We start from the raw sequence: 24885 nt of genomic DNA on the forward strand, positions 1-24885 counted from the left end.
ACTGGGATTGATATCGCTGATGGACAGTTACCATCGGCTCAAATGTAACCTATGAACCGCCGTGGTACGGAACCGTATGCCCGGTGGTGTGAGAGGACGGAGGCCGTGAGGCCTCCTCCTACTCGATTCTATTATCGGGACTGAACGTGAGGGACTTCCGTAGTGTGAGGGCTTGCCACCTCGAATCGCTCGAGCACATCCATGTGACGCTATGATCCGCGCCATCCTTGGCGCGGACATTTCGAAGTGGCAAGCCCTCACACCACTCGCGCCCCTCACGTTCAGTCCCTGAAGCTCCACACGAGATGCCTTCCGTGCTGTGAGGGCTTACACCACCGAATCGCTCAAGTACATCCACGTGGCGCTATGATTCACGCCATTCTGAAGCTTCATATGCGCTCCCCTAGAGCTCAGCAAAGCGCTTGTTAAGTAGTTATTAGTATTAACGTCTCTCCTAAAATTCAGGTATGGTTAAAATTCATACGAAGTTATTGTTTTATGGCATAGGGAAATGACAGATGCAGAATCTATTTTCAATTGGCCGAATAGCTAAGCGGTTGCTGCCCATAGCTTGTTTGTTGTTGGTTCTTACTGGCTGCGAATCGATGCGTACGGTGATGACACAGCATAAAGTGGAGATGGTAGTGAAAGCATCCCATCCTCTGAAGGAAGATATTTTTTTGTACCTTCGTCGCCAGCGTTTCCTTTCGAACATCCCGGTTATGAGGATAGTGATATTCGCATAGTGATTAGTACCACCTTATGGGCTTTAAACTTCCGACTTGAAAGCAAAGACTCCACTGACACATTACTGCGTTGGGATGAAGCCCGTTATGGTGAAAGTGAGAATGCTCTGCAGCCGTTTAAAATAATACGAAGATATAGAAAGCATGGGGAAGAAAAAGATATCTCTGTGAAACCAGTTGCGAGTGTATTAACTGCCGTTGAGGAACAGGTAGGGATATATCCAGATTACCAACTTATCTTTGATAGCCCCTATGCTTTCGGCACCCAGCCGTTACAACAAGGGCAGGGGTTTATTGATGATGGCGTGGGCCGCAGCATGGTTTTAGAATTACCTATTGAATATGATGGCCATCGGGTCATCTATCGATTTACTTTTACCGCCACAGACGTGCAGCAGTGGAATTCATATCATTAATTGATGTGGCCTAGGGATTTTGTTTGCAGAATATAAACTGCTTTTTATTTTATGATTTTGGGGTTTGATAATGTGTAAGCCGCTTTATTATCGTCTGTTGCTCACGGCTTGTTTGCTGTTGGTTCTTACTGGCTGTGAATCTATGCGTACAGTGATGACACAGCACAAAGTAGTCATGGAAGTGGAAAGCGATATTGCAGAGACGCCGGGAAGTTACTTCTGGCAGCCAACTTCATCAGCGTGGCCATTTGATTATCCGGGTTACCAAGATATGTATATTAATATGTGGGTGGGAATATATTTACGAGGATTAGATTTTAATATTGTAAGTACAGATGCCGAAAATGTCGTATTTCGCTGGGATGAGGCCCGTTTAGGTGTTACAGCGAAAAAATTACAATCAATAACGGTGTATCATTTAAGCGTTGATAGACAGAGATCTGTCAATAGCGATATTCCAGTTCAGCCAGTTCCTACCATGTTACAGGCCTCAAGCGGCCGAGTTAGCGTTTCTCTAGATTATAGTCCTTTTTTTGATTCACCTTACGTATTTGGTACTAAACGCGTGGAGCAAGGGCAGGGGTTTATTGATGATGGCGTGGGCCGCAGCATGGTTTTAGAATTACCTATTGAATACGATGGCCATCGGGTTATTTATCGATTTACTTTTACCGCCACAGACGTGCAGCAGTGGAATTCGTATCATTGATTTTATTAATACGAAACTCATGAATAGAAAAGCCTTTCGGGGCTTTTTTTGTGGCCGCAGTATAAAAACCAATATTCAAAAGCGAAGGTGGAGGGTGTGAGTGTGGTAAGGGTTTGCCATCTCGAAATGTCCGCGCCAACGAATCCCGTGAACGTCGCACGTGGACAATATTCAAAGCGAAGGTGGAGAGCGCATATCGTGGCAGGGTGTCTGCCGCATGGATGCGGCAGCTCAAGCCTACATGGATGTACTTGCGGCGTCCCTGCAAGGGTATGCGCTCTCCACCGAAGCATTTGAATATTGCTTGCCGCATAGGCGCGCGGTAGTATCGGGGGATACTGAGGAGAAGTGGTGTGGATAGTAGGTTACTGCGGTTACGTGAAGAGATAGATGCGGCGGATTCGGAGTTGGTTGCGTTGTTGGCGCGGCGGATGGAGATTTCGCGTCAGATCGGTGAAGTTAAACATGATCTTGGGCAGCCTTTATATGTGCCGGAGCGTGAGGCTGCACTGATTGCAGCGCGGCGCGAAGAGGCCGAAGCGCAAGGTATGAGCGGTGATGTGATTGAGGATGTATTGCGCCGGGTAATGCGCGAATCCTATCAACGTCAGAAACATCAGGGCTTTCGGCGCACCGGCGATGGCCAGCGCAATATTGTTGTGGTGGGTGGTAAAGGGCAGCTCGGTTCCTTGTTTGCGCGTTGGTTTGCGCTTTCCGATTATCCCGTAGTGGTGATTGATAAAGATAATTTAGATGAACTCGCAGGTGCGGTTGAGTATGCAGCACTGGTGCTGATTTCGGTGCCGGTATCGCGCACCACCGAGGTGATCGAAGCCTTGCCAGAGCTCCCTAGTGATTGCGTGCTTGCTGATTTAACGTCGGTTAAGCGCGAGCCGTTAGCGGCAATGTTAGTGAAGCATTCCGGGCCAGTGCTCGGCTTGCATCCAATGTTTGGCCCTTCGGTTCCGACACTAGCGAAACAAACGATTTTGGTGGCGCCTGGGCGCGATGCTACGGCGGCACAGTGGTTGCTGCGCCAGTTTGAAATCTGGGGTACTACCATTCATGAACTTTCAGCCGAGCAGCACGATAAGGCAATGTCGGTGATTCAGGTAATGCGGCATTTATCTACCTTTGTGTATGGCTATCATTTGGCACATGAAGATATTGATTTAGATGAATTATTGAATTTAAGCTCGCCGATATACCGTTTAGAGCTATTAATGGTAGGCCGTTTGTTCGCGCAAAATCCTGAGCTTTATGCTGACATTATTTTGAATGACCAAGATCAGCATCGAATGATTCGCCGTTACTTGCAGCGTTTTACAAAGCTCTTAGATGTTATTGAAACAGAAGGGCGCGAAGGTTTTATTCGTGAGTTCCGCGGTGTTGCCCGCTGGTTTGGCCCGCATGCTGGGCAATTCCTGAAAGAATCGGTAAGTTTGCTGCAGCATGCTGACGATACTAAGCGTTAATATTTCCAAGCGTTATTATTCCCAAGAGCTATGGGTTGAGATAATAGGCACGCAAACAAGCGCCAAGTACAGAATGTGAAACTAAACCAGTTGATACGTTTTAAGCAGTTGCGCTAATGCATCGGGCGCTACGGGTTTATGTAGTGTTTCATCCATACCGGCATCACGGCAATGATCAAGGTGCGTTGAGCTTTGGTGGCCGGTAAGGGCGATAATGGGGGTGTTGCTGAAGGCTGAATCTTTGCGTAGTTCAATACATACCTCAGCACCCGTGAGATCATCCATTTCGTAGTCAAGAATGATTAACTGCGGCTGCTTTTCTTTGGCTAAAGCTAACGCATCGCTGCCGTTGCTGGCGCAAACTATTTCTAATGAATAACTCGCTAACATTGCTTTTAATACTTCTAAACTAATGAAATCATCATCAGCAATTAATATGGTATTCATAAGATTTCTTTTTTTGATAACGAATGTATTTGGAAACTCAGCTTTCAGGTTGCCACGATGGAGCGGCTAGTGTCAATGCTAGCCGAGCCACCAGAAGATCCAGAATAAATTAACCGCTAATAAAATAAATCCATAGCCGCCGTGTCGTTGTTGTGGAGGTTTTTCGGTTGTTGTTGATAAGGTTTTCTTACCGGTGATCATCGGCGTGATTAAGTTTTTCCGCATCAACAAGTAAACAAAAATAGCCACAATATGCAGGGCAATGACGATCAAAATAAAATCGAAAGCTTGTTTGTGATAAGAAGTAAGCGTGCTCACCATTTCGTTGCTTACGGTGTTCGCTAACGGTCCTCGAAAAAATATAGCGTCGTCGGTAAATAAGCCCGTAACGGCTTGAGCAAGAAGCAGTGCAAGCATGATCACAACAATAATGCCACCGCCCGGATTGTGGGTGAGGTGCTCTTTACTGAAGGGGCTTTTTAAGTAGGCAATAACCGCTTTTGGACCACGTAAAAATTGGCTAAATCGGGCTGGTTGGCTGCCGAAAACGCCCCATATAATACGGGTGATAATTAAAGCCAACATCACCAAGCCCAGTTTATGATGAAGATCGACAAACTCGATAACGGTACCGTTGAGATCAAGATAATCAAGATTCCCGCCGGTGTACCATAACCCGGCGAGAACAACCACTAGCAGCCAATGAAAGCCACGTATAAACCCATCCCAGAGTTTGATAACCATTTCCGCTAGTTTCCTTGATTAATCAGCGCGATACTCATCGTGGCACTGTTGGCAAGTGCGGGCAGTGGCCATGAAGCTTGGGCGCAGGCTGCGTAGATCGGCGCCTTGAGAAGCTTTTGCAAGCTCGTGAGCGGCTTTGTTGAATGCATCTGCTTTCTCATTAAAATCATCCCAGTTTTCCCAAATACCAGGTAATGCTTCGCTATTCTCGGTAACACCATGGCCTGCACCGGCGAAACCATCAAACGGAATGTAGCTCAGGTGTTTTAACGCTTCTGCACGATTTTGAAACGACTCGGCATCAAATTCAATTTCACCACGCACCATTCCAGCCATATGGCCAAAGTTTTCACGTATTAGAGAAAATGCTTTTTGCCGATATTCAACTGCTTCTTCTGCTTCGGCGAATGCATCGGCTTTCGCGGGCGCACTGAATTGTAGTGCGGTAATGGTGATAGCCGCAGTGGCGGCAACGGTTAATATTGAGGTAAAGCGCATAGTAACTACTCCTAAGGTATTCACGTTAAGCATCAAATGTGCTGCAAACGTATATTATTTATTATGCAGTATGACAATGAAGCACTAAAAAACCTACTAATTAAAATAACATTTCTAGCCAGGATATCTAGTTTAAGTATCTATTATGGCAATAAAATGTTGTTTTCATCTCCTTAACATAGCGGTTCATCTAGCGGTGCATTGTGCCTTTGTAGGATAAAGGTTTTAATAGTAGTAATAACAAGCAAAATTGCGCCAAATTGTTTTGGCGTGGGCAACATAAAAAACAACAGGGGATACCCATGAAGCAACTTCCAATCAAGCGAACGGCCGTTTTAGTTGGGTCGGGTTTGCTTGCTGCTGGATTAACCTGGACAAGCGTAGCGGATCAAACTACGCCGGTTCAGGGGTTATATCAGCACAACCCGAATCTCATCGCATTTACCAATGCCACACTCGTTACTGAGCCTGGGAAGCGTTTAGAGAATGCTACTCTGGTTATGGAAAACGGAATTATTCGTTCAATTGAGCGGAATAATCGTGCTCCCAACGGTGCGCGTGTAATTGATGCTTCTGGGTACACATTGTATCCGGGTTTTGTGGATCCCTATTCCAATTACGGCGTTGAACAGCCGGCAGGTTCTGCACCTCGTGGGCGCAGTGGAACGCCGATTTATAGTAATGAACGCCAAGGCGGCAATGCCTCAAACTCGGCAATTCACGCGGAACGTACTTGGGTAGATACTTTTCAACCGAATGCGGATCAAGCAAAAAGCTATGTTGCACAAGGTTTCACTACCGTACAGAGTGCGCGGTTAGATGGCATTTTTCGCGGCCGAGCCACCACGGTTTCGCTGGCTGATACCATAGCGAACAATGCAATTTATCAGGCCAATGCTCAACATTTTGGCTCCTTTAATAAAGGCAGTTCAACGCAGCAATACCCGGCATCATTAATGGGAAGTATTGCGTTGGTTCGGCAAACACTATCGGATAGCCGCTGGTATGCTGAGGCAGCCGGCCTTCAAGCCAGCAATGGTCAAGTAGAATTTAATGCAGCGCTTGAAGCACTCAAAGGGCTCAATGAGCAAGGTTTGGTGTTTCAGGCTGACGATGAGCAAAGCTTGTTGCGCGCACACCGAGTGTTAAATGGTTTTGAAGTTCCGGTTACCTATGTGGGTTCTGGTTTTGAATATGCCCGCCTAAATGATATTAAGGCTACTAGTGCACGCTTAATTTTACCGCTTAATTTCCCAGCGGCACCAGAGTTGGGTGAGCAATATGCCGAGCTTGATGTATCACTCGCTGATTTACGCCATTGGGAACGTGCGCCAAGCAACCCTGCGGCGTTAGCAGAAGCGGGTATTGAGTTTGCGTTTACATTGCATGGCATGGATAAAAAAGCTGATTTTTGGCCGAATATTCGAAAAGCAGTAGCGCGCGGGCTTAGCGATGAACAAGCATTAGCGGCGTTAACAACTATCCCTGCCAGCATCGCAGGCGTTGCAAACCAAAGCGGTAAATTAGCTGCGGGATACCGCGGTGATATCGTTGTGAGCCGTGGTGATTTGTTTGCCGATGGTGAAATTGTTTCTGTTTGGTTGCAAGGTAAAGAAACGAAGCTGAAATCAATGCATCCTGTTGATTTTGCAGGTGAATGGCAGCTACAGGCCTTAGGCACAGAATTCACCCTGAAAGTATCGGGTAATGGCCGCATGCAGGCAGATTTGAGTGCCGGTGATGCTAGCGTTCGCGTGGCTAACCTAAATCAAGCAGATGAACAATTACGCTTCAGCGCCAACTTGAATGATTTAGGAATGCCTGGTGTATACCGTTTCGCGTTATCACAATCTTCGCTGAATAGCCTGCAAGGTACGGTGCAAGATGCCAGTGGCCAAACTCATCCTCTGATGGCTCAGGCTGCAGTTGAGGAAACGGAAGCTGAAAGCGAAACAGCTCGTACGGATACGCCAGCGGAAGAGTTGATTGGTCAGCTTACCTATCCGAATGTGGCATTTGGTCGGGCAAGCCAACCCGAACAACAGAACTTGCACATTCGCAATGCCACGGTTTGGACTGCGGATGATCAAGGTGTACTGGAAAACGCGGATATTATTGTTCGCAACGGTTTAATTCACCGCGTTGGCCGTGAGTTATCAACGCCACGTGGCTACACCGTAATTGATGCATCAGGTATGCACATTACTCCTGGTATCATTGATGAACATTCACACATTGCGATTTCTCAAGGTGTGAATGAAGGTACTGAAGCTATCACGGCTGAAGTACGCATTGGTGATGTTGTGAATCCTGATGATATTCATATCTACCGCTCACTTGCGGGTGGCGCTACTGTGGCTCACTTGCTACACGGCTCTGCCAACCCAATTGGCGGCCAAGGGCAAACCATTAAGCTGCGTTGGGGTGAAAACTCAGAAGGCTTAAAATTCCGCGAAACACCGCCAACGATTAAGTTCGCGCTTGGTGAAAACGTGAAGCAAAGCAACTGGGGTGGAGCGAACACAATTCGCTATCCACAAACGCGGATGGGTGTTGCGCAGATTATGCAAGATGTGTTCCAGCAAGCCCGTGAATATGAGCAAGCGAAAGCTGATTACGAAAACCTGAGCCGTGCCGAAAAGCGCCGTACGGCACCACCTCGTGTTGATTATCGTTTAGAATCGGTGTTGCAAGTTATCAATAGCGAGCGCCACACCCACGTGCATTCGTATGTTGCATCTGAAGTGTTGGCACTGATGGATGTTGTTGAGCAACAAGGTTTTAAAATTCACACCTTTACCCATATTTTAGAAGGGTACAAAGTTGCGAAAGAGATTGCTGAACATGGTGCTCGTGCTTCAAGCTTTGCCGATTGGTGGGCATTTAAAATCGAAGCGTTCGATGCGATTCCACACAACATGTGTTTAATGATGGAGCAGGGTGTACTTACCAGTATCAACTCGGATAGTAACGATCTGCAACGCCGTTTAAATACAGAAGCAGCGAAATCAGTTCGCTATTGCGGTATGAGCGAGAGTGATGCACTGAAAATGATTACCTTGTATCCAGCAATGCAGTTAGAAATTGATGAATACGTAGGTAGCATTACCGTCGGTAAACATGCTGATTTGGTTATTTGGAACGCGCATCCGCTATCGGCTTATGCGCAAGTTCAAGAAACGTGGATCGAAGGGCGTAAGTACTTTGATCGTGAAGCTGATTTAGCGGCCCGTGAAGCGGTTGATTCAGAGCGCCAAGCGTTGATTCAAAAAGTTTTAGGAGCCGGTCCAGAAGCATACCGCGGAGCACGGAACGGATATCGCCAGCAACAGCCTACGTGGCATTGCGAAGATAATCATGATGTATGGTTAGATTGGTTCGGTGATCATCATCATGGTCATAGCCACAGCCACGAGCTTGGAGGCGCACAATAATGAAAAAATTAATTCTATCGCTAGCATTGGGTTTAGCCATGACAGGCAGCGCGCTTGCAAATAACGTAGTGCCTGCAAGTAAACAAACGCAACCGGTGTTGTTGCAAGGCGGCACGGTTCATACAGTAAGCAGTGGTGTGATTGAACGGGCCGATATTATTTTTGCCGATGGCAAGATTATCGAAATTGGTACCAATTTGAGCGCACCAGAGGGTGCGCGGGTGTTGGATATTACCGGCCAACACGTGTATCCAGGTTTCATTGCATTGGATACCACACTTGGATTGGTAGAGATGGGTGCGGTTCGCGCTACAGTAGATACCAACGAGGTAGGGAACTTTACCCCGGAAGTTCAGGCGCATCATGCTTACAATGCTGATTCCAATGTAACACCAACGGTTCTTTACACTGGAATAACGCACGCGCAAATCGTACCGCAAGGTTCGCTAGTGCGTGGCCAATCTAGTTTATTGAAATTAGATAGTTGGAATTGGCAAGATGGCTTGGAAGCTGGTGATTTAGGGATTCATCTTACCTGGCCACGAGCGGGCTTAAATAACGCATGGTGGGAGCGTCGCTCAGCGGCAGAGCAACAAAAAGCGCAGGCAGAAGCCCGTGATGAGATTACCGAAATCATGGAAACTGCGAAGGTTTATAACGCGGCTCGCGAGAGTGGTGTGCAAAACCGTATCGATCGTCGTTGGGAAGCCATGCGTGGTTTGTTCAACAACGAGAAGAAGCTTTTTGTGCATGCAGATGACCGCCGCCAGATTGAACAGGTGTTAGCATTCAATGAACGCCATGGTTTTGATTTGGTTATTATGGGTGGCCGCGATTCTTGGATGGTCGCTGATCAGCTTGCTGCTGCCGATATTCCGGTAGTGTTTGGCTCTGTTTATGGCTTACCGGCGCGTGTTGACGACGCTTATGACACCGCGTTTACTACGCCAGCCCGGTTGGCGGAAGCAGGGGTAGAGTTCGCAATCGCCTATCCGGGCTTTTGGGATGTGCGGAACTTAGCGTTTGCTGCCGGCCATGCCGTTGCTTTTGGTTTAGATTATGATCAAGCAGTAGCTTCGATTACTTATGCACCAGCAAAAATAATGGGTGTTGAAGATCGCTTAGGTACTATTGAAGTAGGCAAACAAGCTACGTTAGTTGTGTCGGCTGGCGATGCGTTGGATCAATTGGGGCAGGATATAAACTTCATGTTTATCGATGGCCGCGAAATCAATCTTACCAACAAGCAAAAGCAGCTGTACGAGAAATATCAGCAGCGTATCGAAACCGAGTAATGCTAGCTTGAGGCGATGCTCGCGCTGAAGCATTAAGATGAAAAGAAAGATGAAAAAAAGTGCCAATGAAAGTTGGCACTTTTTTTGTTTCTATTTGTTTTTACAGCGGCTGTGCTAACCTAGCGAAGTGAGCATGAACAACAGGAGCACGACCATGGGTTTGCAAACCGAATACGCCAACGATGGCAAACATTTCATTATCCATATTAAAGGCAAGTTTGATTTCGGATTAGTACAGGAATTCCGTCAATCTTACGATGGTTTAAGCGACCGCGTAACTACGGTAGTCATCGAGCTAAGAGAAACCGATTATATTGATAGCTCAGCGCTCGGTATGTTGTTAAATATGCGCAAATCACTGGGAGCAGGAAGCCGGAATATTCACTTAATTAACTGCCGCCCGGAGATTCGGCAAATTCTTGATATTTCTCGCTTCGATAAACTTTTTATTATTGATTAGCCTAACGTGCGTGTTCTGATTGTCGATAGTAGTGCGCGTAACCAACAGGAACTAACAACGATAGTTCAAAGCTTTGGTTATACATCGCAAAGTGCTTCTTGTGGTAAAGGTGCACTAAGCGCGTATGCCAACTTTTCGCCCGATGTGGTGTTGTTGGATATAGCTATCGAGGATATCGCCATGGATGTCCTGGTAGCAAAAATGAAAGCGCTTGCCGGAGCAATTTATTTACCAGTGGTGTTTCTAGCAAGTGCTAGCGAAAGCAAATTACTCACAGAATACTTGCAGGTAGGTGGTGATGATTTCTTAACCAAGCCTTTTGATTCTATTGTTTTCCAAGCAAAAATGCGGGCCCACATCCGCACGCGAGAACTTAGCCGATCGGTTGCTGAGCAAAACCGAAGCCTCGCTTGGCATAGCGAACACATGCAGCAAGAGCATCGAATTGTGCAAAATATGTTCTCGAATGCGCTGAACCGAAGTTTGCAAAACTACAACCAGATTGAAACCTATCTGCTCCCGCATACTATTTTTAACGGTGATTTGTATTTATTGGCGCGCGGGCCTTTGGGTAACTTGTATCTGTTGCTCGGTGATTTTACCGGCCACGGTTTGCCAGCGGCGATAGGGACACTTCCAGCCTCACAGACTTTTTTTGCAATGGCTGAACTAGGTTCACCAGTAGGGCAAATTGCAGCTGAAATCAATCGCCAGTTGAACCAACTTTTACCGGAAAGTATGTTTTGCTGTGCAACTATTTTGGAACTATCTGCATCGGGAGAGCGTATTAGTTGGTGGAGTGGTGGTATGCCGCCAGCGATGCTTATTGCTGAAAATCATGAAATAAAAGAATACTTGCAGCCTCAACACATGCCGCTAGGCATACTATCTGATCTTGAATTTGAGAGTGGTATTACGATTACCCGTGCAGCGCCGCGAGATCGCCTGCTGCTGTATTCTGATGGCGCAATAGAAGTGGGTGTGCAAAGTGGCCGTCCGCTCGGCTATGAGCGCTTTAAACGTATTGGCAGGCAGTGCCGTTGGCAGTTGAGCGAGTTGGCAGACGCAATACAGGATCGCATCGAAAAAGACGGCATTGATGATGACTTATCCATGGTGTTGTTGCACTGTTTACCGACAGGGTTGAGTAGCAAAGAACAAGATGATGAACGCTCTAAGATGCCGTTTTGTTTATCAGTTCGGCTTGGGCCAGAAGAAATTCGAGGCGTTGACCCGGTAAGTACCATTCTGCGTGGATTATCGCAGATTGAAGGTTTCAAAGAATTTAAAGCGCCACTGTATACTGTGCTGGCTGAAGCTTACAATAATGCTGTTGATCACGGCCTCTTGCGTTTAGCCTCTTCGGCTAAAAGCTCGTTGGATGGCTTCGAGAATTATTATATTGAGCGCAGCCGGCGCTTGGTTCGGCTGCAACATGGCTTTGTTGAATTAATTCTAAATTACATTCCCAAAGATGCATGTATTTACGTAAAAATATGTGATTCAGGAAAAGGCTTTACCGCGGAAAATACCGAAGCAGGGGAATACTCCTTTGGCCGTGGCCTAATGCTAATGAAGGAGCTTACCCGCGATTTAGTATGGAGTGATGGCGGCCGCTGCGTAGAATTTACGTTTCCCATACGGTAAGCGTACCGAAGCTAAGCTACCCTCCGCTGAGTTTAACTTTGTAACCTTGTTGCTGTAGGTATTGCATACATGCCTCACGTTGGTCGCCTTGAATTTCTATTGTAAAATCTTTTACGCTTCCGCCTACACTGCAGCGCGTTTTCAACGCTTTCGCGATAGGCTTCAGTGCTTTTTCCGGCAGCCCTAAGCCCTCGATAATGGTAACACCTTTGCCTTTTCGGCCTTTCGTTTCTCGGCGAATACGCACGATACCATCGGTTTCTGGTACCGTTTCTTCTGGTTTCGGTTCTTCAATACGGCCTTGATCTGTGCTGTAAACAAGCCGTGAAAGTTGATCTCGCATATAAACTCCACGCAAGCGAATTTTTGATGTGCAACAATAAAACCTAAGACAAGGTCAGCTGATGTTTGACACATGGCATAGATACTGACAATCTTAGTCCATTATAGAATATAAGCCTAGCCAAACTCAAAGACACAACTATGAAACTACAGCAACTCCGTTATATCGTTGAAGTACTCAATAATAACTTGAACGTATCTGCTACAGCAGAGGCCCTGTACACATCGCAACCCGGCATTAGTAAGCAAGTGCGAATGCTGGAAGATGAATTAGGTGTGCAGATTTTTGGCCGCAGCGGTAAGCATCTTACGCACGTAACAGCCGTGGGTGAAGAGGTAATTCAAATCGCTCGTGAAGTACTTTCACGGGTTGAAGGTATCAAATCTGCAGCAGCGCAATATAACCGTCCCGATCAGGGAACGCTAAATATTGCCACTACCCACACGCAAGCGCGTTATGCGCTTCCGAAAATCATCCAAGGTTTTATCGATAAATATCCAGCGGTTTCGTTACACATGCATCAAGGTTCGCCAGAGCAAATTAGCGAGTTTGCGGCGAAAGGCAAAGCTGATTTCGCGATAGCCACCGAGGCGCTGCATTTGTACCAAGATTTGATCATGCTGCCGTGTTATCGCTGGAATCGCTCGGTGCTGGTGCCGCAGAATCACCCGTTAGCGAGTAAATCGAATGTGAGCATTCAAGATATTGCTGAATTCCCGCTTGTAACATACGTGCATGGCTTTACTGGCCGCTCGCGTTTAGATCAAGCGTTTAGTGAGGCTGGGCTAACACCAAAAATTGTGTTTACCGCCACCGATGCCGATGTCATTAAAACGTACGTGCGTATGGGTTTGGGTATTGGTGTTATTGCAACCATGGCTTACGAAACCGAAAAAGATAGTGATTTAGTTGCAATCCCAGCTGACCATCTCTTTGCGCCGAGCACAACCAAAATAGGATTTCGCAAGGGTGTGTTTATTCGGGGCTATATGTATGATTTTATTGAGCGCTTTGCACCTCACCTCACGCGTTCAGTGATCGATGAAGCCATTCAATTGCGCGATCATGCAGCTATCGAAAATATGTTTAAAAATATTGATTTACCCACATATTGATAGGGATCTAAGGCATAAAAAAACCCAGTTTTTTACTGGGTTTTTTTACGTTGAAAATGTTACGCCGAGAACGTAATTAACTTCGAAACTACTCAGCAGCTACTAGCATTCAATAATATTAACCGCTAAGCCACCGCGCGCTGTTTCTTTGTATTTGCTCTTCATATCGTTCCCGGTATCCCACATGGTTTTAATTACTTTATCCAGAGATACCTTGTGATCGCCACTGCCACGCATCGCTAGGCGAGCGGCGTTAATCGCTTTCACAGCACCCATAGCATTCCGTTCAATACATGGCACCTGTACAAGGCCACCTACAGGGTCGCAAGTGAGCCCTAGGTTATGTTCCATGCCTATTTCAGCGGCGTTTTCTACCTTAATGATATCACCGCCCATTAGTTCTGCTAGAGCTCCGGCAGCCATTGAACATGCCACGCCAACTTCACCTTGGCAACCAACTTCAGCGCCCGAAATAGAGGCATTCTTTTTATACAAAATACCAATAGCGGCTGAAGTGAGTAAAAATCGCGTAATTGCATCTTCATCAAGTGGTTGAATGAACTTATCGGCATACTTCATTACCGCAGGAATAATACCGGCAGCGCCATTCGTAGGCGCCGTTACTACGCGGCCGCCGGCTGCATTTTCCTCATTCACCGCGAGGGCGAACAAGCTCACCCAATCCATGGCTTGCATTGGGTCGGCGGATTTTTCGGTTTTCAACGTTTGATATAAAATTGGCGCGCGGCGGCGAACTTTTAAGCCACCTGGGAGAATACCTTCGGTAGATTTACCGTTATTAATGCATTCATCCATTACTTGCCAAATATGCACCAAACCATCACAAATTTCTTTTTTGCTGCGGAAAACCATTTCGTTTTGCATCATTAATGAGCTAATGCGCAACCCGTGATCTTTACACTGCTGCAATAGTTCTGCCGCACTATTAAATGGGTAAGGGATAGGCTTGCTGCTCTGCTCAATGGCCTCTTCCAGGCTTTCATCAAAATCTGCATCGCGCACAATAAAACCGCCACCGATCGAATAATAAAGATCTTTAAATAATACTTCAGAGCCATTTAGCACTCGCAGTTCCATAGCGTTGGCGTGTTTTGGCATGGTTTTCCGGCGATGAAACACAATTGCGCCTTGGCGCGGGAACGGTACTTCGTGCTCACCGAGTAGCTTTATCTTCTGGCTTTTATCAACTTCCGCGAGAAAATCATCCACTTTCGAGGTATCAACTTTCTCCGGTGATTCACCTACTAACCCAAGTATTACCGCTTTCCCGGTGCCATGGCCTTTGCCAGTTTGACCGAGCGAGCCGAATAGTTCTACTTCAATACCCGTTACGTTATCGAAACCGTATTTTTCTTGTACTTGCAGCAAGAATTCGCGCGCAGCCCGCATAGGGCCCACAGTGTGTGAGCTAGAAGGGCCAATGCCAACTTTATAGATGTCGAACACGCTAATCATAGTTTTAAGTACTCCAATTCATCAGAATGTGCGTAGTGTGGGGATAAATTCGTTATTTCGCAAGCCCCAGCCGACTGGTCGGGCAATCGGCTACCATACTATTGTTATGGGTATCAGCTAATGGTATCGGTGATTATCCATGGAAAGGCAAGTAAAGGTGCTTATTTTCCGGGTGTAATTGATCCGCAAGGCGGCGAATAATTGCCGCTGTAGCCCCCCAAACGAGCTGCCCATCAACAGGTATAAATACTAACTCATGATAGGGTAATTGTTTAATTTGCTTACTCTTAAATCGCTTGGTGTAATGCACGCGATGGTCAATCATACGCTGTAACGGCATCCTTACAACTTCAGATACCTCGCGCGGATCGGGGCGGAATGTTGCGTTGGCATCAATGAAGCCGATATACGGATGAATCATAAATCGTGTTAACACTGGTTGGCACGGAAGTTTACCCAATATTTCGATTTGCTGCGGCGAAACCCCTAGTTCTTCTTCAACTTCCCGCAATGCTGTGTGCAATAGGGAAGTATCGCTAAGATCTTGGCGGCCACCGGGAAAACAAATTTGATGCGCATGATTACGCAGGTTTTCTGAACGGCGCGTAAGAATAAGATCTAAGCCGTACGGGCGTTCTTGCAAAGCAACAAATACCGCTGATTGATGCAAATCAATGCTTGGCCACTCGATGCTTGGTTGCGGGTGCAAAAGAAACTGTTGGAGAAATTGTTGTCGATTCATAGCGCTCAGTGTTCCTGCCGCGTTTTTGCGTTGGGCTCACTCGCATCTATTCGAGCTGTTTGCGCGGATAATCTGTTTTCACCCCCGAGAGCGCTTAATACCGGCAAAATCTGCGCCACCTTATCGAAAGTTTCTTGATATTCAGCATCAGCATTGGAATCCATTACAATGCCGCCGCCAGCCCAGCAGTACATGTGCTTGGTGGCATTGCTCGTTGTGCAACAGAGCGTGCGAATGGTAATGCTGGTATCGCTATGCCCATGGAAACTGAAATATCCAATAGAACCGCAGTACACTGAACGCCGATGCGGCTCTAATTCTTCAATAATTTGCATTGCCCGAATTTTTGGAGCGCCGGTAATTGACCCGCCGGGAAAAGCCGCGGCTAAAAGTGATAGTGGTGTTTGTGTGGGTGCCAGCTTTCCACGTACGGTACTCACTAAATGATGCACAGCATTAAAACTTTCAATTTTGAACAATTCTGGTACCGAAACGCTACCAGCGGCGCAAACACGGCTTAAATCATTTCGTAGCAAATCCACTATCATTAGGTTCTCAGCCTGATCTTTCGCCGACATCAGCAAAGCATCAGCGGCCGATTTATCTTTCTGAATATCTTGAGAGCGTGGGCGCGTGCCTTTGATTGGGCGCGTTTCTACCATGCCATTGCTAGCGGTTTGCAAGAAACGCTCGGGGGAAAGGCTGAGCACTATACCACCGGGAACATTTAACCAAGCAGAAAACGGAGCTTGATTCGCTTCGCGTAAAGCAATATAGGCTTGCCAAGGATCACCGATAAATTCGGCTGCAAAACGCTGAGCAAGATTAATTTGGTAGCAATCACCGGCACGTAAATACTCGTGAATACGGGTAATGCGCTGCGTGTATTCGGCCGCACTCATATTACTTTGCCATGGTGTGGTAAGCGTGAAGTTCTCGTTCGATTGTTGATCGTTTGCGGCCGCGGGGGCTGCCCAATATTCTGCCGGCGTTATTTTTGTATTCGTCGGGTGTATGGCAACAACCTGTTGGCGTTTGTGGTCGATTATCAGCGCGTTAACATATAGGCCAACCGCGATATCGGGAATAGCGATATCGGCCTTGGCAATTTCCGGAATAGCTTCTAGTGTGCGGCCGAGATCGTAGCCAAATAACCCGGCAATACCACCTTGAAATGGCAAATCGCTAAATTCTTTGGGCAAGGTGGGTGCAGGGTTTTGTGCTAACCACTTTTCCAGCTCTGCAAAGGGTTGACCGTGCGTTTGCTCTTCGCCAACAAAGGTTTTCACAGGCTGGCGCAAGAGAATGTCGTAGCGGCTATCGGGGTGCTTAGCTGCGGCTGAATCGAGTAACATAGCCCATGGCTCGTGGGCGAAGGGCGCAAAAATTGCACAGGTATCATGCCACTTTTTATAATCTAAAGCGGTAGCTGATAGATGCGGAAGCAAAACGGCCAACTCGATATCTCCTAAAACCTTACGAATGCTGAAAAAACACCCAACCCAAGCGTCATCTACGTACGCTAGAAACTGGCAGCGCTGAGCATAACAGAGTATCATAAGTGACGATTTTCAGCACCGTATTCAATAGCCCGAACGAGGTTTGGCATGGCGACAATTCGACAGCAAGATTTTATTGATAGCATTGAAGATGCACTCCAGTTTATTTCCTATTACCACCCCCTAGATTTCGTAAATGCCCTCGCAGATGCTTATGAAAAAGAGCAAAGCGAAGCGGCAAAGAATGCGATTGCACAAATGTTGGTTAATTCACGGATGTCGGCGCAAGGGCATCGTCCGCTTTGCCAAGATACCGGTATCGTTACCTGCTTTGTGAAAGTAGGCATGGATGTACAATGGGATAAAACCGATTTAACCGTGCAACAAATGGTTGATGAAGGCACGCGCCGGGCCTATTTGAATCCTGAAAACCCATTACGGGCATCAATCGTTTCTGATCCTGCGGGCGCGCGGAAGAACACGAAAGATAACACGCCAGCAGTTGTGCATATTGATATGGTGGCTGGTGGTGAAGTTGAAGTAATGATTGCAGCGAAAGGCGGCGGTTCAGAGAATAAAACCAAAATGGCGATGCTAAATCCGAGCGATTCAGTGGCCGATTGGGTGGTAGAAACTTTGCCGAAAATGGGGGCGGGCTGGTGCCCACCTGGCATGTTAGGGATTGGTATTGGTGGCACGGCTGAAAAATCAGCGGTGTTAGCGAAAGAAGCGCTAATGGAACCGGTTGATATTCAAGAGCTTATCGCTCGCGGGCCAGAAACCGCAGAAGAAGAATTACGTTTAGAAATCTACAACCGTGTGAACGATCTTGGCATCGGTGCGCAAGGCCTTGGCGGTTTAACCACTGTGGTAGATGTGAAAATTAATAGCTTACCTACCCATGCAGCGTCAAAACCGGTAACCATGATTCCGAATTGTGCGGCTACCCGCCATGTGCATTTTCATCTCGATGGCTCAGGCCCTGCAGATCTGCAGCCACCGAAACTAGAAGATTGGCCAGATATTACCTTTGAAGTGGGTGATAACGCGCGCCGGGTAAACCTTGACACCCTTACCGCAGCCGATGTGCGCGAGTGGAAAATGGGCGAAACTGTGCTGCTTTCAGGCAAGTTACTCACCGGCCGTGATGCCGCGCACAAACGTATCAAAGATATGCTGGATAACGGCGAAGAACTGCCAGTAGATTTTAAAAACAAATTTATTTATTACGTAGGGCCGGTTGATCCTGTGGGCAACGAAGTGGTTGGCCCAGCAGGCCCAACAACCGCAACGCGGATGGATAAATTCACCGATATTATGCTCGAGCAAACCGGCATTATCGGCATGATTGGTAAAGCGGAACGCGGCCAAAAAACCGTTGATAGTATTGCCAAACATAAAGCTGTGTACCTCATGGCTGTGGGCGGTGCCGCCTACTTAGTTGCCAAAGCTATCAAAAAAGCGGATGTCGTGGCTTTTGCTGATTTAGGTATGGAAGCTATCTATGAATTTGAGGTAGAAGATATGCCTGTTACCGTTGCCGTGGATAGCAACGGTGATAATGCCCACACATCAGGCCCCGCTATTTGGCAGGTGAAGATTGCGGAAATGGAGAAATAAACATTGCTGCAAACTGAGTTGTTGCTCTGGATAGCCGCTGCAGTTGCGGGCGGCTTATTTATTGGCTGGCTTTTCACCCTTTTGGTGTTACGCCGGGCAGTGGCTCGCGAGCAATCCGAGTTAGAGCGGCAGCGCCTTGCGTATCAACAGTTGCAAGAACGCTTCGAGCAAGAACAAAAAGAAGCGCAGCATTGGTTTACCGAACTTGAGAAAGCAAAAGTAGGTGCGGAGCAACAACAGGCGCATTTACAAGAAAAACTGGCATTGCTGCAGAAAAGTGAAGAACGCCTGCAAAAGGAATTTGAGAATCTTGCCAATCGAATTTTCGAACAAAAAACTGCTGCGCTTGAAGCCCGCCAAGAAAAATCATTAGCGGGCACTTTAAGCCCATTACAAAAGCAGCTCGAAGGTTTTCGTCAGCAAATTGCGCAGCAATTTAGCGATGAAACTAAGCAGCGCAGCAGCTTACAGCAAGAAATTCTAAGCTTACGTCAGCTCAATCAGCAAATGTCAGCCGAGGCCGAGGCGCTAACGCGTGCTTTAAAAGGTGATAGCCGGCAGCAAGGCGCTTGGGGCGAGGTGGTTTTAGAGCGTATTTTGCAGCAATCAGGTTTACGTGAAGGGCACGAATATACCACGCAAACACAGCATCGGAACGATGATGGGAAGCGCTATCGCCCAGATGTGATCGTGCATTTACCACAAGATAAAGATGTAATTATTGATTCGAAAGTATCGTTGGCGGCTTATGAGCGCTATTTTAATGCCGATGATGATAATGTTCGTGCACAAGCGCTCGATGATCATGTTGTATCACTACGAAATCACATTCGTGATCTAGGTAAGAAAAGCTATCAGCAACTCGAAGGGGTGCGTACGCTCGATTACGTGCTGTTATTTGTTCCCATCGAACCGGCTTTTTTATTAGCGGTTGATCGCGAACCGAACCTGATTCGGCAGGCACTTGAACAGCATATTATGCTGGTTAGCCCAACCAACTTGCTGGTGGCGTTGCGCACCGTGAATAATATTTGGCAGTATGAGCAGCAAAACCAAAACGCACAGAAAATTGCCCAAGATGCGGGCAAGCTCTACGATAAGTTTGTTGGCTTTGTTGAGGATTTGCAAAAAGTAGGCAATTCACTCGATACTAGCCGAAAACACTTTGATGGAGCCATGAGCAAGCTTTCCACCGGCAAAGGTAACTTGGTTAGCCGGGTGGAGAAATTCCGCGAGCTTGGCGTGCAACCGAGCAAGAAAATTGATCGCCAATTACTCGACGACCCTGACGATACATCATCCTCTGAATAAGCGGTTTGTTTAACACAACTCTGCGAGAACTTGCCTAGCCTTCCGTAACGCCAAATCAATGAGTATCTTATTTTTCTGCGCTAGAGTTGAACGTACAAAGCCAGCCCAAATTACCGAGTTGTGATGCTGTAATGGAATACACAAATACCGAACGTGTTGATTACTGTGGGCAATACAAAGGTCGAGTTGAAAGCCATCATTGTTGGCTTCGTCAAAAATAGATTGCGCGAAGAGATCCCGTTGGCTGGGGAGATACCATTGCATGAACTGCCGTAAACTAAACTCTATCGGTTGATTCGCTAGTTCGCCGTGAAGAGCTGCCGCTTGGGCACTCCAGTAAACGCGATCGCGCTCAGGAAAAATCAGAACAAACCCCTGTAGCTCAGTGGGAAACTTGTGGTCGATGCCATTATATTGGGCATCGCCATGGGCGGGTGAGGGTTCATGGATATAGCGTTCGCTAGCCGTTTGCTTTGCGTATTCGGGTATTTGGTAATCAAAAGTGCAGGCCATAATTCACCTCCGTGTAAAATAATTAGCCTCAAGTTCACGTTGATTATGCGAAAAAAAGTGTACCGATGGGAGAGCCGAAAGCGCAGTTCAGCGTTAACGGACATTTATTCTATCGATATATAAACCACCATGGTCCGCCGTTACTGCAAGGTTGCCGTGCTCAAAACGTTAACCCTACCGTTAGCATTACACCCGATACACCAAATAAAGTAACTTCCGCAAAACTGCGTTGGTACTGGGCGCCGAGCATGGGCAGGATCGCGGGTGCGATACCGAGTTGGTTAAATGGAATTTTATCTTTGTACTCACCGCGATAGCCGTGAATCAACCCTGCGGTAAGCTTGCCATACGTTTGTACTTGGCCGTAGCGAATTAGATTTTGCCGCACACCACCGTAGGCATATACCGTTTTTTGGCCAAAAGAATTGCGGAACCAAGCTGCACCCGCCAATGGCCGCGCATAATCAAAGGTATCGTTGTAGCGTTGATAGCGGCTCGCGGGAAGGCGCTTGCCGTAAAACTCAAAGCCCAATAAATTTTGATCGTTATTGTGCTCAGGTTTTGGGTTGAAGTGTGTTGTCCATATCGAGGTTTGTAGTTGGAAGCGAAAATCGTCTACCTCAGACGCTTGTGCCGCCGGAAACCCCAAATATCCTATAAATACTGCATAAATTCCGTATTTTATGATGCGCATATACCACCTTTATTACCGACATCTCCTTTGATCATACTGTTCGTAACCAAATCAGCAAGCATATTCTTGTAAGGATCGTGTTCAGATGTTGTCGGCGAGGCAACTAGGAATTACACTGAGTTATTGAAAAAACAATAATAATGCTAACGAACAGTAGCAAAACGGTGAAGGCTCAGCGCGAGCCTGAAAAAGAGAGCATGCGATTAAAACACATTAAGCTTGCGGGCTTTAAATCCTTTGTCGATCCAACCAAGGTTGCCTTTCCGGAACAAATGACCTGTATTGTTGGGCCAAACGGTTGTGGAAAATCAAACGTGATTGATGCGGTGCGTTGGGTGCTGGGCGAAAGCTCGGCGAAGAACCTACGCGGTGATGCCATGACCGATGTAATCTTTAATGGTTCGCAGGCGCGGAAGCCAGTATCACAAGCCAGTGTGGAACTGGTTTTTGATAACACGTCTGGCCGTGTGCAAGGTGAGTTTGCGAGTTTCAATGAAATCTCCGTAAAGCGCATTGTTACGCGCGAAAGCCAATCGCTGTACATGTTAAATGGCAGTAAATGCCGGCGCCGTGATATCACCGATTTGTTTTTGGGTACTGGCTTGGGCCCGCGTAGTTACGCGATTATTGAACAAGGTATGATTTCTCGTTTAATCGAATCGAGGCCGCAAGAGCTTCGCGTGTTTATCGAAGAGGCGGCGGGAATATCGCGATATAAAGAGCGCCGGAAAGAAACGGAAAGCCGCATGTTGCGCACGCGCGATAACTTAGAGCGGTTGGCGGATGTGCGTGAGGAACTTGGCCAGCAGTTGGCGAAATTGCAACGGCAAGCTGCGGCAGCAAAGCGCTATCAAACACTGAAGGCTGAAGAACGTGATTTAAAAGCGCAATTGCAGGCTATGCGGTGGAATCAATATCAACAGCAGTGTGATCGCCTTGAGCATCAAGTTCAGCAAGAAGAAGCCGAGTTGCAACGCTGGGTTGCTGAGCAGCGTGGCAGTGAACGCGGACAAGTAGAGTTGCGAGAACAAGAATCGGATTTAAAGCAGCAGGTTGATGCGGCACAGCAGCAATTTTTTCAAGTGAACACTGATATTGCCAAGCTCGAACAGCAAATTCAGCATACGCGGCAAATGCATTCGCAAAAACAACGCCAGTTAGAATCGCTACAAGCGCAACAGCAGCAAATAAACGAGCAAACTGATGCAGATCGAGATGATTTAACCAACCTTCAGGAGCAGGAATCAGAACTGCAGTTGCAGCTAGAGGAAGCCGCAGAAGCATTGCAGATGGCGGAAATAGCGCGTGAAGATGCGGAGCTGGCGCAGCAAAGTTGGCAAGAGAAGTGGCAAACATGGCGTGATGAATTAAATCAAAAACAACAACAATTATCTTTGGCGCGCGCAGAAGCACGTTCGGCTGAACAATTATCGGAGCGAGTAAAGGCGCGTTTGCTCGTTGTTCGCTCAGAGTTAGATGAGTTACCGAAGCTGGATAGTGAAGCTGAGAATAAATTAAATTCGGAAATTGAAACCGCAGAGCAAGCGCTGCGAAAGGCGGAAACAGCTCTGTTTGCACAAGAAGCGCAACGCGATCAAGCGCAGCAGAAAATAAAAGCGCTTAGTGCCGAAGTTAATGAGCTGCAACAGCAAAAGCAACAGCAACAAGGACGTATTGCGTCGTTACAGCAACTACTTTCTAGCCGCAATCAATCGGCGGTTGCGGCCGATTCATGGCTAAACCAACAGCCATCACTCGGTTTACTGCGAGAACTACTTGCGCTACCTGAGCAATGGTTACTCGCTGCGGAAACGGCACTTTTACCGTGGTTGAGCTTACCGGTTGTAAACGCCGAACTGCCGGAGCATCTGCAAAGCGCGGCTATTAGCAGCTGTTATCATGCGGATGGCGAGCATGGCGCCGACGGGAAAGCAAAGCCCGAAAGCTTAGCCGCTTTGTTGTTGGCAACCCGCCGCGATGAAAAAGCGAAAGCCGCAGCAGGCATCGCCTTACTTCAGCAAATGGCTGTGGCCGAGTCAGCCGCAGCGGCACAACAGTTGTTACAGAATAATTCGGAGTATTTTGCGGTGTTGCAGGCAAATGGCCTCGTTATTGGCCGTGGTTGGCAGCTGCAACCAGTAGAACAAGCCGATTCCGAATTAGCATGGCAACAGCAACTCCGTGAATGTGAAGCGGCGTTGCAGGTAAGCGAAAAAGCACTTGCTGATAAATTTGCGAGTATGCAACAAGCGGAACAGCAAATCGCTGAATATAGCGAGGCCGTTGCGTTACTGCGTACCGAGCGGAGTGATGCCAGTGAGGTGCTGGTGCGATTAACCGAACGCCGGGAAGCGGTATTACGAGATGCAGCGCAGCAACAAGCGCGGCGGCAGAAATTAACTGAAGAAGCCGATGAATTAGCTATTCAAGTGGAGCAAGAAGCAGAGCGTTTGCTGCAGGCTGAAGCCACCATTGAGGAATTCGAAACTTTTTTGACCGCACAAGAACCGGAGCAAGAACGCTGGCTGCAACATGGCGAAACCTTGCAAGCAACGCGGCAGCAAGCGCAATTAGCGCAGCAGCAAAAGCAACAAGCGCTGCATAAGGCACAGCTCGCACATTCCCAATTGCAAAGCCAAACGCAGCATTTACAGCAATCGTTAGAGCGGAATAACAAGCAATATGAGCAACTCGTACAGCGCATTGCTGATTTGCAGGTTGAAAGCGATACTACGGTTGATACTCAAGATTTAGAAGAATCCTTGGCGCAGCAATTGATGGTGCACGGGGAAACAGAAGCGGTTTTACAGGATTTGCGTGAGCAATTATCCGCCGTTAGTGAAAAACTTGCGGTATTGAATCAAGGTCAAAGTGCCGTGGTGGAGCAAATAACGCGGCAACAAGAGCGCGTGCAGGGGAGTAAGCTAGAGCTTGCAACAGCACGTGAACGCGGTCATTCGTTGCTTGATGCTTTGCAGGAAATGAATATTTCATTGAAGGCTGTGTTAGAGAATATGCCGGAAGATGCCGAGGAAAAGCTTTGGCAACAACGGCTTGAAGATACTACAAGAAAAGTGCAGCAGCTTGGCGCCATTAATTTAGCAGCGCTTGAAGAGGTAGAAGTGCAAGGTGAACGAAAGGCCTATTTAGATGCACAACATGATGATTTATCAGCATCGCTAACAACCCTTGAAGATGCCATCAAAAAAATTGATCGTGAAACACGGCAGCGCTTTAAGGTAACGTATGATCAAGTGAACGAAGATTTACAACGGCTATTTCCAAAGGTATTTGGTGGTGGCCAAGCTTATTTAGATCTCACCGATGATGATTTACTCGAAACAGGGGTAACCATCATGGCGCGGCCCCCGGGCAAGAAAAACAGCACTATTCATTTGCTCTCGGGGGGCGAAAAAGCACTTACGGCGTTAGCCCTTGTATTTGCCATATTTCGGCTTAATCCGGCCCCGTTTTGTTTACTCGATGAGGTTGATGCGCCGCTTGATGATGTGAACGTTGGCCGCTTTTGCCGTTTAGTGCAAGAAATGTCAGAATCGGTGCAGTTTATTTATATTAGCCATAATAAAATAGCCATGGAAATGGCAACGCACTTAGCAGGTGTTACTATGCAAGAGCCCGGCGTATCCCGTTTAGTGGCAGTTGACGTAGAGGAAGCATTGGCGCTAGCAGAAGCTTAAGCC

The 24885-nt window shown here is 47.3% G+C and carries 20 protein-coding genes; 11 read left to right on the forward strand and 9 right to left on the reverse strand.

The genetic code is table 11. From position 1 onward, the window contains the following. The first annotated feature begins 745 nt into the window (after nucleotides 1–745). The 3 genes from CWE13_RS12535 (at nucleotide 746) to tyrA (ending at nucleotide 3346) form a co-directional block, all read left to right on the forward strand. Entirely contained in the window at nucleotides 746–1162 is a 417-nt protein-coding gene (locus CWE13_RS12535) for a hypothetical protein (protein ID WP_198677865.1), read from the forward strand. A gap of 70 nt (nucleotides 1163–1232) precedes the next feature. Continuing rightward, nucleotides 1233–1871, forward strand: coding sequence for a hypothetical protein (locus CWE13_RS00010; protein ID WP_126805305.1), 639 nt, complete (start codon nucleotides 1233–1235; stop codon nucleotides 1869–1871). A 353-nt stretch (nucleotides 1872–2224) separates the two neighbouring features. Further along, nucleotides 2225–3346, forward strand: a complete 1122-nt coding sequence (gene tyrA / locus CWE13_RS00015) for a bifunctional chorismate mutase/prephenate dehydrogenase (protein ID WP_126805306.1) — start codon at nucleotides 2225–2227, stop codon at nucleotides 3344–3346. A gap of 81 nt (nucleotides 3347–3427) precedes the next feature. Here the strand turns inward: tyrA and CWE13_RS00020 are convergent, their stop codons facing one another. The 3 genes from CWE13_RS00020 to CWE13_RS00030 all read right to left on the reverse strand — a co-directional run bounded on the left by CWE13_RS00020 (nucleotide 3428) and on the right by CWE13_RS00030 (nucleotide 5035). Continuing rightward, on the reverse strand, nucleotides 3428–3793 hold the full coding sequence (locus CWE13_RS00020; RefSeq protein WP_126805307.1) for a response regulator: 366 nt from the start codon (nucleotides 3791–3793) through the stop codon (nucleotides 3428–3430). A gap of 78 nt (nucleotides 3794–3871) precedes the next feature. Beyond that, nucleotides 3872–4537: a cytochrome b/b6 domain-containing protein gene (locus tag CWE13_RS00025; protein WP_126805308.1), complete on the reverse strand. Its 666-nt coding sequence runs from the start codon at nucleotides 4535–4537 to the stop codon at nucleotides 3872–3874. An 18-nt stretch (nucleotides 4538–4555) separates the two neighbouring features. After that, the gene (locus CWE13_RS00030) at nucleotides 4556–5035 is read right to left on the reverse strand and encodes a c-type cytochrome (RefSeq protein ID WP_157980910.1); all 480 of its coding nucleotides are present in this window, start codon (nucleotides 5033–5035) and stop codon (nucleotides 4556–4558) included. 302 nt (nucleotides 5036–5337) lie between these two features. On the opposite strand from CWE13_RS00030, the gene CWE13_RS00035 reads away from it, so the two are divergent. The 4 genes from CWE13_RS00035 (at nucleotide 5338) to CWE13_RS00050 (ending at nucleotide 11871) form a co-directional block, all read left to right on the forward strand. Next, a complete protein-coding gene (locus CWE13_RS00035) occupies nucleotides 5338–8469 on the forward strand; it encodes an amidohydrolase family protein (protein ID WP_126805310.1) in 3132 nt (1043 codons plus the stop codon). Next, nucleotides 8469–9764 (forward strand): amidohydrolase family protein, encoded by a 1296-nt coding sequence (locus CWE13_RS00040; RefSeq protein ID WP_126805311.1) that lies wholly within the window; start codon nucleotides 8469–8471, stop codon nucleotides 9762–9764. The genes CWE13_RS00035 and CWE13_RS00040 overlap by 1 nt, the downstream gene beginning before the upstream one ends. Before the next feature lie 154 nt (nucleotides 9765–9918). After that, on the forward strand, nucleotides 9919–10224 hold the full coding sequence (locus CWE13_RS00045) for an STAS domain-containing protein (protein WP_126805312.1): 306 nt from the start codon (nucleotides 9919–9921) through the stop codon (nucleotides 10222–10224). Between the two features lie 6 nt (nucleotides 10225–10230). Continuing rightward, nucleotides 10231–11871, forward strand: coding sequence for a fused response regulator/phosphatase (locus CWE13_RS00050; RefSeq protein WP_126805313.1), 1641 nt, complete (start codon nucleotides 10231–10233; stop codon nucleotides 11869–11871). Between the two features lie 16 nt (nucleotides 11872–11887). On the opposite strand, the gene yciH is transcribed toward CWE13_RS00050, so the two are convergent. Next, nucleotides 11888–12214 (reverse strand): stress response translation initiation inhibitor YciH, encoded by a 327-nt coding sequence (gene yciH / locus CWE13_RS00055; protein WP_126805314.1) that lies wholly within the window; start codon nucleotides 12212–12214, stop codon nucleotides 11888–11890. Between the two features lie 140 nt (nucleotides 12215–12354). Here yciH and cysB point away from each other — a divergent pair, with 140 nt between their 5' ends. Next, entirely contained in the window at nucleotides 12355–13329 is a 975-nt protein-coding gene (gene cysB / locus CWE13_RS00060; RefSeq protein WP_126805315.1) for an HTH-type transcriptional regulator CysB, read from the forward strand. 102 nt (nucleotides 13330–13431) lie between these two features. Here the strand turns inward: cysB and CWE13_RS00065 are convergent, their stop codons facing one another. The 3 genes from CWE13_RS00065 to pabB form a co-directional block, all read right to left on the reverse strand. Next, nucleotides 13432–14805 (reverse strand): L-serine ammonia-lyase, encoded by a 1374-nt coding sequence (locus CWE13_RS00065; protein WP_126805316.1) that lies wholly within the window; start codon nucleotides 14803–14805, stop codon nucleotides 13432–13434. Nucleotides 14806–14938: 133 nt separating this feature from the next. Beyond that, a complete protein-coding gene (locus tag CWE13_RS00070; RefSeq protein WP_126805317.1) occupies nucleotides 14939–15547 on the reverse strand; it encodes a CoA pyrophosphatase in 609 nt (202 codons plus the stop codon). Between the two features lie 5 nt (nucleotides 15548–15552). After that, entirely contained in the window at nucleotides 15553–16995 is a 1443-nt protein-coding gene (gene pabB, locus CWE13_RS00075; RefSeq protein ID WP_241973621.1) for an aminodeoxychorismate synthase component I, read from the reverse strand. 159 nt (nucleotides 16996–17154) lie between these two features. On the opposite strand from pabB, the gene CWE13_RS00080 reads away from it, so the two are divergent. Both CWE13_RS00080 and rmuC read left to right on the forward strand, forming a co-directional pair. Further along, complete coding sequence (locus tag CWE13_RS00080; RefSeq protein WP_126805319.1) at nucleotides 17155–18666, forward strand: fumarate hydratase; 1512 nt, start codon at nucleotides 17155–17157, stop codon at nucleotides 18664–18666. Nucleotides 18667–18669: 3 nt separating this feature from the next. Continuing rightward, entirely contained in the window at nucleotides 18670–19977 is a 1308-nt protein-coding gene (gene rmuC, locus CWE13_RS00085) for a DNA recombination protein RmuC (protein WP_126805320.1), read from the forward strand. Between the two features lie 9 nt (nucleotides 19978–19986). On the opposite strand, the gene CWE13_RS00090 is transcribed toward rmuC, so the two are convergent. Continuing rightward, nucleotides 19987–20490: a hypothetical protein gene (locus tag CWE13_RS00090; RefSeq protein WP_126805321.1), complete on the reverse strand. Its 504-nt coding sequence runs from the start codon at nucleotides 20488–20490 to the stop codon at nucleotides 19987–19989. 160 nt (nucleotides 20491–20650) lie between these two features. Next, a complete protein-coding gene (locus CWE13_RS00095; protein WP_126805322.1) occupies nucleotides 20651–21184 on the reverse strand; it encodes a sn-glycerol-3-phosphate transporter in 534 nt (177 codons plus the stop codon). Nucleotides 21185–21381: 197 nt separating this feature from the next. Between CWE13_RS00095 and smc the strand changes: the two genes are divergently transcribed. Next, nucleotides 21382–24882: a chromosome segregation protein SMC gene (gene smc / locus CWE13_RS00100; protein ID WP_126805323.1), complete on the forward strand. Its 3501-nt coding sequence runs from the start codon at nucleotides 21382–21384 to the stop codon at nucleotides 24880–24882. Nucleotides 24883–24885 lie beyond the last annotated feature (3 nt).

Source organism: Aliidiomarina shirensis (assembly GCF_003987345.1).
Lineage (GTDB): Bacteria > Pseudomonadota > Gammaproteobacteria > Enterobacterales > Alteromonadaceae > Aliidiomarina > Aliidiomarina shirensis.

Coding starts and splice junctions, on each gene's coding strand:
- CWE13_RS00010 (WP_126805305.1), top strand. CDS start 1,233: ATGTGTAAGCCGCTTTATTATCGTCTGTTGCTCACGGCTTGTTTGCTG.
- CWE13_RS00020 (WP_126805307.1), bottom strand. CDS start 3,793: ATGAATACCATATTAATTGCTGATGATGATTTCATTAGTTTAGAAGTA.
- CWE13_RS00025 (WP_126805308.1), bottom strand. CDS start 4,537: ATGGTTATCAAACTCTGGGATGGGTTTATACGTGGCTTTCATTGGCTG.
- CWE13_RS00030 (WP_157980910.1), bottom strand. CDS start 5,035: ATGCGCTTTACCTCAATATTAACCGTTGCCGCCACTGCGGCTATCACC.
- CWE13_RS00035 (WP_126805310.1), top strand. CDS start 5,338: ATGAAGCAACTTCCAATCAAGCGAACGGCCGTTTTAGTTGGGTCGGGT.
- CWE13_RS00040 (WP_126805311.1), top strand. CDS start 8,469: ATGAAAAAATTAATTCTATCGCTAGCATTGGGTTTAGCCATGACAGGC.
- CWE13_RS00045 (WP_126805312.1), top strand. CDS start 9,919: ATGGGTTTGCAAACCGAATACGCCAACGATGGCAAACATTTCATTATC.
- yciH (WP_126805314.1), bottom strand. CDS start 12,214: ATGCGAGATCAACTTTCACGGCTTGTTTACAGCACAGATCAAGGCCGT.
- cysB (WP_126805315.1), top strand. CDS start 12,355: ATGAAACTACAGCAACTCCGTTATATCGTTGAAGTACTCAATAATAAC.
- CWE13_RS00065 (WP_126805316.1), bottom strand. CDS start 14,805: ATGATTAGCGTGTTCGACATCTATAAAGTTGGCATTGGCCCTTCTAGC.
- CWE13_RS00070 (WP_126805317.1), bottom strand. CDS start 15,547: ATGAATCGACAACAATTTCTCCAACAGTTTCTTTTGCACCCGCAACCA.
- CWE13_RS00080 (WP_126805319.1), top strand. CDS start 17,155: ATGGCGACAATTCGACAGCAAGATTTTATTGATAGCATTGAAGATGCA.
- CWE13_RS00090 (WP_126805321.1), bottom strand. CDS start 20,490: ATGGCCTGCACTTTTGATTACCAAATACCCGAATACGCAAAGCAAACG.
- CWE13_RS00095 (WP_126805322.1), bottom strand. CDS start 21,184: ATGCGCATCATAAAATACGGAATTTATGCAGTATTTATAGGATATTTG.
- smc (WP_126805323.1), top strand. CDS start 21,382: ATGCGATTAAAACACATTAAGCTTGCGGGCTTTAAATCCTTTGTCGAT.